Consider the following 13,294-nt stretch of genomic DNA (forward strand, 5'->3'; position numbering starts at 1 on the left):
CGGGCGGGCCCTCAGGGCGCGCCCAGGAACCAGCGGTAATAGGGGTTGTCGCCGTCATCCAGGGCCACCTGCCGCGCGTCACGCGCCCAGGCCTGGCGGTCGCCTCGGTAGGCGTGCAGGCTGAGGTCGTAGAAGCGTCGCAGTCGCACCCAGCCCTCGTCGACCGAAGCCTGGACCGACGGCAGGGCGTTCTCCAGCGGAGGCGCCGTGCGCAGGGCCAACAGGGTTGGCAGCACGCGGGCAATTTCCTTCGGACGAACCCAGGGCGCGTACTCGATTCGCGGGTGATCGTCGGTCACCGGCAGCGCACCGCCCGCGTAGCGCTCCAGCCCGACACGGTCGGTGACCCAGGTGGCCAGCAGGGCTTCGACCGAGTCGACGCCAACCTCCCCCAGTGCGGCGGCCACTTCCGGCTGCTCGAAGCGCCGGCGGATGGTCGTCACGTCCAGGTGCAGTGGCTGCAGCGAACCTACCAGCAGCATCTCGTGGAACTCCGTGGTCCACAGCGTGGCGTAGGGGAAGACGTCGATGAAGCTGCGCACCAGCGAGCGGCTTTCCTCGTCGTTCTGCGTCGGCAACGGCAGCCACTGGGCGACGATGCCGTCCTCTTCCAGGCGCGATGCCGCCAGCTGGTAGAAGTCCCGCGAGTACAGGTTGACCACGCCGGCAGCCGAGGGCGGCGGAGGCTCCAGGGTGATCACGTCATAGCGTTCGGCACTGCGCAACAGCTCTCGGCGACCATCGCGCAGGCGGACGTCCAGGCGCGGGTCGTGAATCGCATCGAAGTTGCCCTTGAAGTGCGGCGCGGCGGCCAGCACCTCCGGCAGCAGTTCGGCGACCACCGGATGGTGCAGGTCGCGATAGCGCAACATCGCCCCGGCGGTGATGCCGGTACCGAAACCGATGACCAGCGCGGAGCGCGGCTCGCCGTTGTGGATCAGCAGGGGCAGCAGCGCCTGCAGGCGCATATAGCGCAGCGAGGGCATGGCATCGCCGGTGTTGGAAACGCCCTGGATGTAGAGGCGGTTGAAGCGGTTGTCGCCCCTGCCCTGCTCGATGACTGCCACGACGCCACTGCGGCCCTCGGCATAGAAACCGATCCGGCCGTTGCGCGCGCCCGGCATCAGCTCGGCCAAGTGCTGCGGCGGCGTCAGGGCGCCGATTGTCACGGCCAGCACCGCCACGGCGATGACGCTGACGCGCAGCTTTCTGCTCACGCCTTCGCCGAGCCAGACGGCCAGTAGGCCGGTAACGGCGGCCATCGCCCCGAGCACCGCCAGCGTGCGCACCAGCCCCAGGCCAGGGACGAGAACGAAGCCGGTCAGCATGACGCCGACAATACCGCCCAGGGTATTGAGCGCCACCACCACGCCCACGTCGCGGCCGACGTGGTTGCGATCCACCGACAGCCGCAAGGCGATGGGGAACGCCGCGCCCAGCAAGGTCGTCGGCAGGAACACCACGCACAGCGCCGCTACCGCGAAGCGTGCGCACATGCCCGCCAGCTCGCTGCCACCGGCTTGCATCACCAGCCATTCGGCGCGGGTCTGCAGGCCGATCAGCCAGGTGCCGAGTCCGGCGATCTGCGCAATGGCCAACAGCCCCGCCGCAGCGATGAGCAATCCGAACAGGCCCCAGGGATCACGGATGGAGTCGGCGCGGCGGGCGTACAGGGCGCTTCCCAGCACCAGGCCGCAGAGGTAGGTGGCCAGCACCACGGCGAAGGCGAAGGTGCGGGTGCTCATGAACTGGACGATGGATTGCGTCCAGACCACCTCGTAACCCAGCGCCACGCCACCGGCGACGCAGTAAAGCCCGATGGCCAGGCGGGCCGCACGGCTGCGCGGCCCGGCGGCCGGCGCGTCGGGCGCGGCGGGCCGTGCCGCCTGCTGGCGGATCAGCAGCGCTCCGACGGCGGCGAACAGGTTGAACACCGCCGCCGCGCAGGCGCTGCCCAGCACGCCCAGCCAGGGCAACAGCACAAAAGCTGCCAGCAGCGTGCCGGCGATGGCACCCGCCGTGTTGGCCGCATACAGGCCCCCGCCGGCACGGCCCATCCGTCCTTCGGCGGGTTCCAGCGCGCGCACCAGCACCGGCAGCGTGCCGCCCATGAAGAACGCCGGCACGCCAACCAGCCCGAATGGGAGCCCCCAGGCCAGGGGGCCGAACGCTTCTTCGAGGAATGCAAAGGCGCTGGCGGCATGGGCCAGCGCCACGGTAGCGGCGACGGCCAGCAGCGCCACCAGGAATTCAAGACCGGCATACAGCCGCAGTGGCCGCGCCATGCGGTCCGCCAGCCGGCCGAAGGCCAGACCGCCCAGGGCCAGCCCGGCAAAGAAGGCGCTGATTGCGGTGGTGACGGCATACACCTCCACCCCCACCACCAGGGACAGCTGCTTGACCCACAACACCTGAAAGACCAACGCCGATCCGCCCGAAGCAAACAGCAGCAGTGCCGGCACCCAGGCTGCGAGTCCTGGCCGCGAGCGCAATTGCGTCGGTTTGACGCGACGGGTGTTCATCGGGGACGAGCTGACCGCTGAAGGCATCGAAACAACCTTGTCTGACAGTAAAGCCCCCGCGACAGCCTGGCTGTCGCGGGGGACGGGAGAGGCGCCTGGTTACAGGCGCCCCGGCTACCACTCACTACTTGGCGCCCTGCTTCATCTTGGCTTCGATCTTCGCATCCACGTCCTTGCGGATCTGGTCGATGCTGAAGCTGGCCGGGCGTTGGCTCGGCGGGTAATCCACGAAGGTCTGCAGGAAAGCGGCTGCCTTGCGCGTGCCCTGGAACAGCAGGTAGTCGTTCTTGGTCAGCCAGTCGTAGTACTGATCAGAAACCACGTCAGCCCGCTCGTACGGGTCCATGCGCAGGTTGAACAGCTTGGGTACCCGCAGGCAGGTGAAGGGCTCGCTCCAGACTTGCAGACCACCCGGTGCGCGTTGTTCGCACCAGACGATCTTCCAGTTGTCGAAACGCATGCCCACCAGCTCGGCTTCGTCGTTGAAGTAGTAGAACTCGCGGCGCGCACTCTTGTCGGTCTTGCCAGTCAGGTAGTCCAGCTGGTTGTAACCGTCCAGGTGCACCTTGAAGTTCTTGCCGCCGATATCGGCCCCCTTGAGCAGGCGCTCCTTGATGTCGGTATCGCCAACGGCCGCCAGCAGGGTCGGGAACCAGTCCAGCCCGGAGAACATCTGGGTGGAGACGGAGCCCGGCTTCACATGGTTCGGCCAGCGAATCATCGCCGGCACCCGGTAGGCGCCCTCCCAGTTGGAGTTCTTCTCGTTGCGGAACGGCGTGGTGGCGGCGTCCGGCCAGGACCACTGGTTTGGGCCGTTGTCGGTGGTGTAGACGACGATGGTGTTGTCGGCGATCTTCAGGTCATCCACCGCCTTGAGCAGCTTGCCGACGTCGCCGTCGTGCTCGAGCATGCCATCGGCATAGTCGTTGCCCGGCATGCCGCTCTGCCCCTGCATGGACTCGCGCACATGGGTGAAGGCGTGCATGCGCGTGGTGTTCATCCAGACGAAGAAGGGTTTGTCGGCCTTGACCTGCTTGTCCATGAAGTTGATCGCGGCCTGGGTGGTGTCGTCGTCGATGGTCTCCATGCGCTTGCTGGTCAGGGCGCCGGTGTCCTCGATCTTGCCATCAGCCGTGGCCTTCAGCACGCCACGGGGCGAGGCGGCCTTGGTGAAGGCCTCGTCGTCCTTGGGCCAGTAAGGACGCTCCGGCTCTTCCTCGGCATTGAGGTGATACAGGTTGCCGAAGAATTCGTCGAAGCCGTGCTTGGTCGGCAGGTATTCGTCGCGGTCGCCCAGGTGGTTCTTGCCGAACTGCCCGGTGGCATAGCCATGCGCCTTGAGCGCCTGGGCAATGGTGACGTCACGGTCCTGCAGGCCCACCGGTACCCCCGGCATGCCCACCTTCGAGAGGCCGGTGCGCAGGATCGACTGCCCGGTGATGAAGGTCGAGCGGCCGGCGGTGCAGCTGTTCTCCGCGTAGTAGTCGGTGAACATCATGCCTTCCTTGGCGATGCGGTCGATGTTCGGCGTCTGGTAGCCGACCACGCCGAACGCGTAGGCACTGATGTTGGTCTGGCCGATATCGTCGCCGAATATCACCAGGATGTTCGGCTTGTCCGCCGCGCTGGCCACCGAGCACCCCACTATCGCCGTCGCCGCGAGGGCGAACCGCGATATCCATCTTCCCGTGCGCTTCATTGGTGTTTCTCCATTCCAGTTACTGGTCGTATGCCACGACTGCGTTCACTGGAGATGCCGACTGCCAGGCTGGAAATCCCCGTGTCCCTGCGGTTTGTCTGTTGGATTGCTATTGATCGAACGGATAGATCCGCTTCCACTCCCTTGCCATGTCCACTACTACCCAGCCCTTGTTCCTGGCGATGTCGAGCGCCTTGTCCAGGCGCCCGACCTTGCTCTGCCGGTCATAGGCCCACTCGCGTTTTTCATCGGTGTGGTGCACCAGGCCGGCGAAACGCAGTCCTTTGCCCGCGGTGGTCCACTGCAGCATCTGCAGGTCGCCGTCGGAATTGCCGAACGCCAGGATGGGCCGGCGGCCGATGATGCTGTCGATGCTTTCCGGCTTGCCGGGGCCGTCGTCGTTGTGCACCAGCTTGGGCAGGCGCTGAATCGACAGCTGGCCGTCACGGTCTTCGAAGCGGCTGCGCAGGGTGGTACCGATCACCTGCTCGGGCGGAATGCCGTAGACCTCCTCGGCGAAGGCACGCATGAACGCCACTTCGCCGCCGGAGACGATGTAGATCTTGAAGCCATTGGCACGCAGGTAGTCCAGCAACTCCAGCATCGGCTGGAAGACCATCTCGGTGTACGGCTTGCCGCTACTCGGGTGCTTGGCGCTGGCGAGCCAGCGGCGGGCGTTGGCGATGAATTGGTCGGTGCTCACGCCTGAATGCGTCGCCGCGACTATCGCCAGGATGCCGTTCATGCCGCTGGCCGCCAGGGTCTTCTGGTCGCCTTCGAGCACCGCCTTGAACGGCTGCTTCTGCTTCCATTCCGGATGCTGCGGCGCCTGGCGCTTCACCTCGTCCAGGGCAAAGAGCACCTGGAAGTACATCGGTTGCTCGCTCCACAGGGTGCCGTCGTTGTCGAACACGGCAATGCGTTCGGCTGGCGGCACGAAGTCCTTGCTGCCGTCGCGGGTCACGGCTTCAACAAATCCGCTGATCGCCTGCCGTGAAGGCCCGTCGTTCCAGGATGGCAGCTCCCCGGCGGCCCGGGCCAGCAACGGCAGCCAAAGCAGCAGGAGCATCCAGCGGGCGATGGGGCGAGCGAGGTTCGAAGGCATGTCACATCCCTGGATCACGGATTCAACGGTTTGAGAGCGTGGGCCGGCGAAGTCTTCTGCTTGCCGTGGCCAATCTCCCGGTGGATTTCCGGTAGTGCCTGGATCAATTGCGCAGACGCAGCGCCCGGCTGTGCGCCCTGGCCCGGGCGCGCGTAACGGGCCCTGAGAAAAGCTAGCAAAGGATTGCCGGATCTGACGGAACGCTCAGCCATTGCCGTACTCATTTCACGACAACCGTTTGTCCGGCGAAGCCAAAGGTAAAGCGCCCCCACTTGCGGCGGCTCGCCCTTGAGCTGGCGGCGCACCTGTCGCCAGGCGTAAGCGGGGGACTCGCGCCAAGCCTGACGGTGGCGCTGCCAGGCGTTTTTCGCCTGGGCGCTCAGCGCGCCGCCCCAATTGCGGACGGCCAAGCCGAGGCCGACCAGCACCAGCAATGCGGCGGCCAGGGCCAGCCAGTGGCCGGCGATGCGCACCTGCGCCTTGCGGCCGAGCTCGCGCAGGTCGTCGCTGATGGAAAATGGCGCCTGGTAAACCGCAGCCGCCTGGGCCGACAACGTCAATGCCGGCACCGAGGCCGAGCGCGGCTCGCCGCTGTCCGCCGCCCACCAGTGCAATGCGATGGCGGGCAGTTGGAAGTCTCCAGCGCGATTGACCACGTAGGTCACCGCATCGATGCGCTCGCCCCCCAGGACGCCACCACGGCCATCGCTCAGCGGCTGCACGGTCGGCGCTTGCACATAGCGGCGCAGCCCGTCCACGTCGGTGAAGACAGGGGCGGGAATCAGCATGGCCTGGGCGCCCTGCGCGCGGACACGCAGCGTGCGCGTCACGCTGTCCCCGACCCGCAGCGGTTCGTGGGATGCCTTGAGTTCCTGGCTGATGGAGATCTGGCTGGCCACCAGCCGCTGCCCCGCCGCCGCGTCCGCGCCTGCCGGCTGCCGGGCGGTGAAGTGCAGCGCCGGGCTGCGCACCGGCATCGGGCCACTGCCCTGCCCCGGCTGCACCAGGATATCCAGTGGCGGAATATCAAAGTTGCGTGCCACCTGCGGGGTGATCTGGTAGCGATAGCGCAAACCGAAGAAAGCCTGGCCGTCGATCTTCTCGTTGAGGTGCGAGGCCTCGCTGGCAGGCTCGGAGACCACCGCGCCGGCCAGCTTCAGCGGCGGCAGCTGCGGCGGCTGGCTGAACCAGGTGTCCACCAGCAGATCGATCTGCAGCGTCAGTGTGCCGCCCACCATCACCGAGTCGCCCGGTTGCAGATCGGCACGGACCTTCACCTGCGGCTCCGCCGCCAGCCCGAACAACGGCAGGCACAGGAGGAAAAACGCCAGTGCGCGCTTCATGGTCCCGCCCCCGTCGCCGCGTCCTGCAACAGGAACTTGCGGCGCAGGAACTGCGCCGGCGAGGTGCTCAGGTTGTTCAGCCATTGTTCGTCCGACTCGGCCTGCTGCCCCCTGCGCGGCACGTCCCTGCCCTTGCCGCCGTTGTTGTCGAAGACTTCCTGGTCGGGCTTCTCGTCGGGCGGGCCGGCCTGCTGCTGGTCCTCGCGATCCTTCGCCAGGGCCTGGGCCAGCGCGAGATTGGCCGTGGCGGCGGGAAACTCCGCCTGGCGCGCCAGGGCCTGCTGATAGGCGCCGATGGCCTGATCGAACTTCGACAGGCGCACGTAGGTATTGCCCAGGTAGAAATACGCCTGCGCCGAATCCAGGCGGGCGAAGCTGGCCAGGGCCAGTTCGTAGTCCGCCGCGCGGTAGGCGGCCAGGCCTTTCCAGAAGGGATCGCGAAAGTGCGCTGCTGCCTGCGGATAGTGCCCGTGCTCGAACGCCCAGCGCCCCTGCTGATCGGCCGTGAAGAAGGCATCGGCCAGCGCCCCGGCGCGGGCCGGCTGCGGTAGTCCGCCCAGGCTGACAGCCAGCAGCAAAGCGCTCAGCCAATGCACCTTCCAGCCCTTGCGCACGCTTAACAGCGCCAGCAACAGCACCGGCCAGCACAGCCAGTAGCCAGCGTCCTTCCAGTGCAATTGTTGCTCATCGCCCTGGGCGGCCTGGAAGTGCTGCTGGGCGTGCAGCTCGATCCAGTCCAGGTCATCGTCGTTCAGGGTCAGGCTGCCCAGCGGCGCATCGGCGGCGTCCGCCAGGTCTTTCAGCCCTTGCGCATCGAACGTGCCAAGCAACGGGCGGCCGGCGGCATCCTGCTGGCTGCCGGCGAGCAGTCCGCCATCCTGGCTGCCGACCGCCAGCACCAGCACTTGCAGATCAGTGCCACGCAGTGCCTTGTCGATGGCGTCGAACTGCGCCTTGTCCGCGCCATCGGTCAGCAGCACGAGGGTGCCGGGCGACTGCTCGGCGGCCAGCAGGCGTTTGGCGATCTCGATGGCACCCAGCGCATCCTTGCCGCTGCGCTGGATCAGGCCGGGCGCCAGCGCCTGCAGGAAGCTGTCGAGCAACCCGGCATCCTGGGTGGCGGGCAGCACCAGGTGCGCGCTGCCGGCGTAGGCGATGAGCGCTGTCGAGCTTCCTGGCCGCCGCGCGATGAGGTCGTGCAGCTTGTGCCTGGCCGCCTCGATGCGCGAGGGCGGCACGTCGCTGGCGGCCATGGAGGGCGACAGGTCCAGCGCCAGGATCACTGGCGCGCGGTTCTTCAGGAAGGCCGGACGGTCCTGCTCCCAGGTGGGCCCGGAGGCGCTCACGGCGCCGATCATCAGCAGCGCGCCGAGCCATTGCACCGGGCGCACGCGGTGCTGCTCGACCGGGGTGATCACCAGGTGCTGCAGCAGATGCGGCGCGATGATCCCGTCAAGGCGTCGCGCCAGGTCGTGACGCCGACTCCAGAGCCACGGCAAGAGCACGCCCGGCAGTAGCAGCAACAGCCACCAGGGCCGCAGAAAATGGAAGGCGCTGACGTCGATGTCCATCAGCCCTCCGCTTCCTGGCCGATGGATGTCGTGCGCGGCACTCCCAGCCGGCCGGCGATGGCCGCCGCGACGTGCGCCGCCAGCAGCAACAACAGTGCAGCGCCCAACGGCAGCCAGAACAGGTCGCGCTTGGGCTGGTGGCTCAGGGTTTTCACCTGGTGCGGGGTGATCTGGTCGAGGGTCGCGTAGACCGCCTGCAGCGCCTCGCGGTCGCCGGCGCGGAAGAAGCGTCCGCCGGTGGTGCGGGCGATGTCCTGCAAGGTCTGCAGGTCCACCTTTGCCTCGCCGCTGGCGGCGGGGTCGCCGATACCGATGGTGTGCACCACCACGCCCCGCTCCTGGGCCATGGCGGCGGCATGGCTGGGCGTGATGGCACTGCCGGTGTCGTTGCCGTCGGTGAGCAGGATCAGCACCTTCTGCTGCTCCGGCGCCTTCTCGAGCAGCTTGATGGTCAGGCCGATGGCATCGCCCAGGGCGGTATTGGGCCCGGCCATGCCGATGCCCACCTCGTCCAGCAGCATCAGCAGGCTGGCGTGGTCCAGCGTGGGTGGCGACTGGGCGAAGGCTCCGGTGCCAAAGACGATCAGGCCGATGCGGTCGCCCTTGCGCTGGCCGATGAAGTTGCGCACGACGCCCTTGACGATGCTCAGGCGGTCCACGCGGTTGCCCGCGGCGTCGCGGTAGTCATTGGTCTCCATGGACTGGGAGATGTCGATGGCCAGCATCAGGTCGCGGATCGGCTGCTCTCGCTCGATGGGTTTCTCCACCAGTACCGGCCGCGCGCAGGCGACCAGCAGCAGCCCCCATACCAGCAGGTTGAGCGGCAATTGCCAGCGCCCGCCGGCAGCGCCACCACGGCCGGGTTCCTGCCCCGCCGCGTGGCTCATGGCGGCGAAGAACGGCACGCGCAAGGCGCTGCGCGCTTCGTGGTAGGCCGGCAGGAAGCGCCAGGCGAGCCAGGGCAATGGCAACAGGAGCAGCAGCCAGGGGTAGTCAAGCTGCCACATGGTGAACCTCGACCCACACCCGGCAGGCTGCCAGCAACGCCCGTACGTCCTGTTCGCCCAGCGCCTGCACGCGGGCATCGGGCGCGTAGGCCAACAGTGCGAGGCGCTGATCCAGGTCCGCCGGCAACGTCACCGAGCTACGGCGTTGCAGATACGCCTGCCAGGCGCCGCCGCTCAGGGGGGCCGGGGCTTCTGCGACGGGCATCGACAGCGCCACGCGCTTGACCAGCGCCGGCAATTGGCGCAGTGCTGCCAGCCTTCGTGCCGGGTCCTCCAGCGCTGCACTCAGATCATCCAGCAGCAGCAGCGCCTCGCGCCGATAGCGATCACGCTGCCATTTCCGGTAACGCCACGCCGCCCATGCCGCCAAGGCCAGCAGCACCAACACGGCAAGCACCGCCCAGGCCCAGGTCTGCGGCCAGTAGCTGACCTCCGAGGGCGGCGCCGGCAATTCCTGGAGTTGGTCGATGCTGGGAATGCTCATCGCGCCAGGCGCCCCAGTTCGCCGCGTAGCTGCTCCAGGCCATCGCGGCCGCTGCTGAACATCATCAGCGGCACCTGGCTGCGGCGCAGCAGCGTCGCCACATCCTTCAGGCGCCCGGAGAGAAACTCCCCCAGCGGCCGCTGGACCTGGCGCCGACCGACCTCCAGCTCGACCTGCAGCTCACCCTGGGTGACCGTCACCCGTCCCCTGTCGGGCAGTTTCAGGGCAATCGGGTCGAACACCTGCAGGGCCAGTACATCGTTATGCGCGCTCAGCTGCCGCAACAGTTGCAGCGTCTGCTCGGTGACGCCGGCGAAGTCACTGATGATCACCACCAGGCTGTCGTGCCCGGCCACGCCCAGGCATTGGCGCAGGACGCGGTCGAGCTGGCCGGGGCAGTCGTCGTCACTTCGCGTGGCCTGCAGCCCATGGTTGTGCCGGACGATGGCCGCGCACAGCGCTTCCACCCGCGCCCGGCTGCGCAAGGGGCGGATGTATTCGATGGCCTGATCGCCGAACACCAGGCCGCCGACCCGGTCGCCGGCCTGCAACGCCATCCAGGCGCCCAGCGCTGCCAGCTCGGCGGCGAGCACCGACTTGAAGCTGCGCCTGGAGCCGAAGTACATGCTCATGCGCTGGTCCACCAGCAGCAGCGTCGGACGGTCACGTTCCTCGGTGTAGCTGCGCACGAAGGGCTTGCCGTAGCGCAGCGAGGCGCGCCAGTCGAGGTGGCGCAGATCGTCGCCGGGGTTGTACTGGCGCAGCTCGTCGAAACTCAGCCCGCGGCCGCGCAGGCGCGCCGCATGACTGCCGGACAGCACGCTGGAAAGCGGCTGCCGCGAGACAAAGCTCAGGCCGCGCACCCGGTGTTCCAGGAGCATCAGCTGATCCAGCGACGCGTAGACGAAACCATCGGCGACCGGCTGCGGTTCGGCCATGGATGCCTCCTCAGGCCGGAATCGCCACTTTGTCGAGCAGGCGGTCGATCACCTGATCGGCGCCCACCCCATCGGCCACCGCGTCATAGGACAGCAGCAGGCGATGGCGCAGGACCGGGTGCACGACGGCGCGCACATCGTCGGGCGTGACGTAGTCGTTGCCGGCCATCCAGGCGTGGGCGCGCGACACGCGGTCCAGGCTGATGCCGCCGCGCGGGCTGGCGCCGACCTTCAGCCAGCGGGCCAGGTCGGCGTCGTAGTCGGCCGGGCGGCGCGTGGCGTTGATCAGGTCGATCAGGTAACGGTCGATGGCCTCGGAGACATGCACGTCCCCCACTTCCTTGCGCGCGGCGAACACCGCTTCCTGCGCCAGCGGCGTGATTGCCGCAGGCGCCGCACCAGCCTGCTGGCTGCGCTCCTCGGCGCGTACCAGTTGCAGCACGCGCGACTCGTCCTCGACCTTGGGATAGTCGATCAGCAGCTTCATCAGGAAGCGGTCCATCTGCGCCTCGGGCAGAGGATAGGTGCCTTCCTGCTCGATCGGGTTCTGCGTCGCCAGCACCATGAACAGCCCCGGCATGCGGTGGGTCTGCCCGGCCACGGTGATCTGGCGTTCCTCCATGGCTTCCAGCAGCGCCGCCTGCACCTTGGCCGGCGCGCGGTTGATCTCGTCGGCGAGGATGACGTTGCCGAACAGCGGCCCCGGTTGGAACTTCAGCTGGTTGCCCTGCTCGGTCTGCTGGAGGATTTCGGCGCCGGTGATATCCGACGGCAGCAGGTCGGGGGTGAACTGCACGCGGCTCATGCGCGCATCGAGGTGCTTCGAGAGAGCCTTCACGGTACGGGTCTTGGCCAGACCCGGAAGGCTTTCCAGAAGGACATGACCATTGGCCAGGAGACCCAGCAGGATATGCCGGACGGTTTCTTCCTGACCCAGTACCTGCGCCGACACGGCGCCTTCCAGGCCTGCAATCTGTTCACGCGTGGACACGGGCTGGTTCCTTGTTCCGTCGATTGGTTTCCCTGCCGTAGGCGTGCTGGAGCTGCCTCCGCACACTGCCGTGCCTCGGCCTGCGAGGTAACTGTAGCTTCTGTGAAATGCCGCGCCATGATGGCACGTGTCGTGAAATGAACAGCACGACAGCAGGAACGACACCGCCGCGGTTGCACAACTGCAGGCAGCATCTAGGCTGCTCTACGTCACCGCGCAAGCCTCGGGGAGTTCAGCGGTGCCGGGGGAAAGCGCCACTGCGGAACACGATTCAACGCGTGCGCCCACACGCTTTGGCAGAGGAAGCCCATGCACAACAAGTCTGCATCACGCTATTGCCCCCTCGCGACAGCCCTCATGCTTTCTGCCCTTGCCCTGGCAGGCGTCGATGCTCGCGCCGCCGACCTGCTGATCTATGAAGCTGGCCAGGAAGGCAACGGGCTGGCCAACGCCGGCGCCGCGGCTCTGGCCCGGGACCCGAGCGTGTTGATGAGCAACCCCGCCGGCATTACCGAGCTCAAGGGCACCCAGGTGAATCTCAATGGCCAGGTGATCTTCGGCCACTACCAGTTCTCCCGCGATGCAGACAACCAGTTCAGCGGCAACGAAGGCGGCAATGCCCTGGAGTACCTGCCCGGCGCAAGCTTCTTCATCAGCCACCAGATCGATGAGCGCAGCGCCATCGGCTTTGGCACCTACGGCAATTTCGGCCTGGCCGTGGACTACGACGATGACTGGGCTGGCCGCTATTTCACCCAGGAATCCACGCTGATCGGCGTCTCCTTCCAGCCGACCCTCGCGCACAAGTTCACCGACGACCTGTCCATCGGCATCGGCCCGCGTATCGTCTATGGCTACTACCGTACCGAGGTGGCCGTGAACAACAGCGTGCTGGGTCTGGTGGATCGCCCGGACGGTCAACTGCGCTACAAGGATACCGACGTGGCCGCCGGCTTCAACATCGGCCTGCTTTACCACCTCACTGCCCAGACACGACTGGGGCTTGCGTATACCAGCAAGGTGAAGTTCGAGTTCGAGGATCGCCCGGAGCTCAAGAACATCAGCAACCCACTGCTCAACGCGGCCCTGCGTCGCACCAGCGTCGATCAGTTGGAGCTGGACATGAATATCCCGCAGACCGTCCTGTTCAGCGTGGCCCACGAACTGGACGCGCAATGGACGTTGCTGGGGAGCCTGGGCTGGCAGGACTGGAGCGACTTCGGGAAGATCGGCGTCGAAGTGGACACCGACAACGCCGGAACCAGTACGACGGCGGACCGCCAGTACAAGGACTCCTGGCACGCCTCCGTTGGCGCGCAGTACCAGTACACCCCTCGACTGCGCTGGAGCATGGGCGTGGGCTACGACAGCGCCATGGTCGACGACAGCGATCGCACCGTGGACAACCCCGCCGGGGCCATCTGGCGCCTGGCCACGGGCGTCAACTACGACCTGGGTGACGGCATGGACGTGCATGCCGCCTATACGCTCATGTGGCTGGGCGACCTGGATGTCGAACAGACCAAGTCACGATCCGGAAACACCTTGTCAGGTACCTACAAGGATGCCGCGCTGCATGTACTGGGCGCAGGTGTCACCTGGCGCTTCTAGCGCCGGGCGAGAAATTCCATAAG

The 13,294-nt window shown here is 67.0% G+C and carries 10 protein-coding genes; 1 reads left to right on the forward strand and 9 read right to left on the reverse strand.

Annotated features, from left to right (window positions below; genetic code table 11):
* Nucleotides 1–11: 11 nt before the first annotated feature.
* The 9 genes from MJ122_RS08325 to MJ122_RS08365 all read right to left on the reverse strand — a co-directional run bounded on the left by MJ122_RS08325 (nucleotide 12) and on the right by MJ122_RS08365 (nucleotide 11,660).
* A complete protein-coding gene (locus MJ122_RS08325; RefSeq protein WP_239743640.1) occupies nucleotides 12–2,522 on the reverse strand; it encodes a fused MFS/spermidine synthase in 2,511 nt (836 codons plus the stop codon).
* A gap of 124 nt (nucleotides 2,523–2,646) precedes the next feature.
* Nucleotides 2,647–4,221 carry an arylsulfatase gene (locus tag MJ122_RS08330; RefSeq protein WP_088421782.1) on the reverse strand — a complete coding sequence of 525 codons (1,575 nt, stop codon included), beginning with the start codon at nucleotides 4,219–4,221 and terminating at the stop codon, nucleotides 2,647–2,649.
* Between the two features lie 109 nt (nucleotides 4,222–4,330).
* Entirely contained in the window at nucleotides 4,331–5,326 is a 996-nt protein-coding gene (locus MJ122_RS08335; RefSeq protein ID WP_239743642.1) for an HAD family hydrolase, read from the reverse strand.
* A gap of 14 nt (nucleotides 5,327–5,340) precedes the next feature.
* Nucleotides 5,341–6,669, reverse strand: a complete 1,329-nt coding sequence (locus MJ122_RS08340) for a hypothetical protein (protein WP_239743645.1) — start codon at nucleotides 6,667–6,669, stop codon at nucleotides 5,341–5,343.
* The gene (locus MJ122_RS08345; RefSeq protein ID WP_239743647.1) at nucleotides 6,666–8,240 is read right to left on the reverse strand and encodes a VWA domain-containing protein; all 1,575 of its coding nucleotides are present in this window, start codon (nucleotides 8,238–8,240) and stop codon (nucleotides 6,666–6,668) included. The genes MJ122_RS08340 and MJ122_RS08345 overlap by 4 nt, the downstream gene beginning before the upstream one ends.
* Nucleotides 8,240–9,247 (reverse strand): VWA domain-containing protein, encoded by a 1,008-nt coding sequence (locus MJ122_RS08350; RefSeq protein ID WP_239743650.1) that lies wholly within the window; start codon nucleotides 9,245–9,247, stop codon nucleotides 8,240–8,242. The genes MJ122_RS08345 and MJ122_RS08350 overlap by 1 nt, the downstream gene beginning before the upstream one ends.
* The gene (locus tag MJ122_RS08355; RefSeq protein ID WP_239743653.1) at nucleotides 9,234–9,731 is read right to left on the reverse strand and encodes a DUF4381 domain-containing protein; all 498 of its coding nucleotides are present in this window, start codon (nucleotides 9,729–9,731) and stop codon (nucleotides 9,234–9,236) included. The genes MJ122_RS08350 and MJ122_RS08355 overlap by 14 nt, the downstream gene beginning before the upstream one ends.
* Nucleotides 9,728–10,669, reverse strand: a complete 942-nt coding sequence (locus MJ122_RS08360) for a DUF58 domain-containing protein (RefSeq protein WP_239743657.1) — start codon at nucleotides 10,667–10,669, stop codon at nucleotides 9,728–9,730. The genes MJ122_RS08355 and MJ122_RS08360 overlap by 4 nt, the downstream gene beginning before the upstream one ends.
* A gap of 10 nt (nucleotides 10,670–10,679) precedes the next feature.
* On the reverse strand, nucleotides 10,680–11,660 hold the full coding sequence (locus tag MJ122_RS08365; RefSeq protein WP_239743660.1) for a MoxR family ATPase: 981 nt from the start codon (nucleotides 11,658–11,660) through the stop codon (nucleotides 10,680–10,682).
* Nucleotides 11,661–12,017: 357 nt separating this feature from the next.
* On the opposite strand from MJ122_RS08365, the gene MJ122_RS08370 reads away from it, so the two are divergent.
* Nucleotides 12,018–13,271 carry an outer membrane protein transport protein gene (locus MJ122_RS08370; RefSeq protein WP_239743663.1) on the forward strand — a complete coding sequence of 418 codons (1,254 nt, stop codon included), beginning with the start codon at nucleotides 12,018–12,020 and terminating at the stop codon, nucleotides 13,269–13,271.
* Nucleotides 13,272–13,294: the final 23 nt, after the last annotated feature.

The organism is Pseudomonas sp. DP-17, from assembly GCF_022380625.1.
GTDB classification, from domain to species: domain Bacteria; phylum Pseudomonadota; class Gammaproteobacteria; order Pseudomonadales; family Pseudomonadaceae; genus Pseudomonas; species Pseudomonas nitroreducens_A.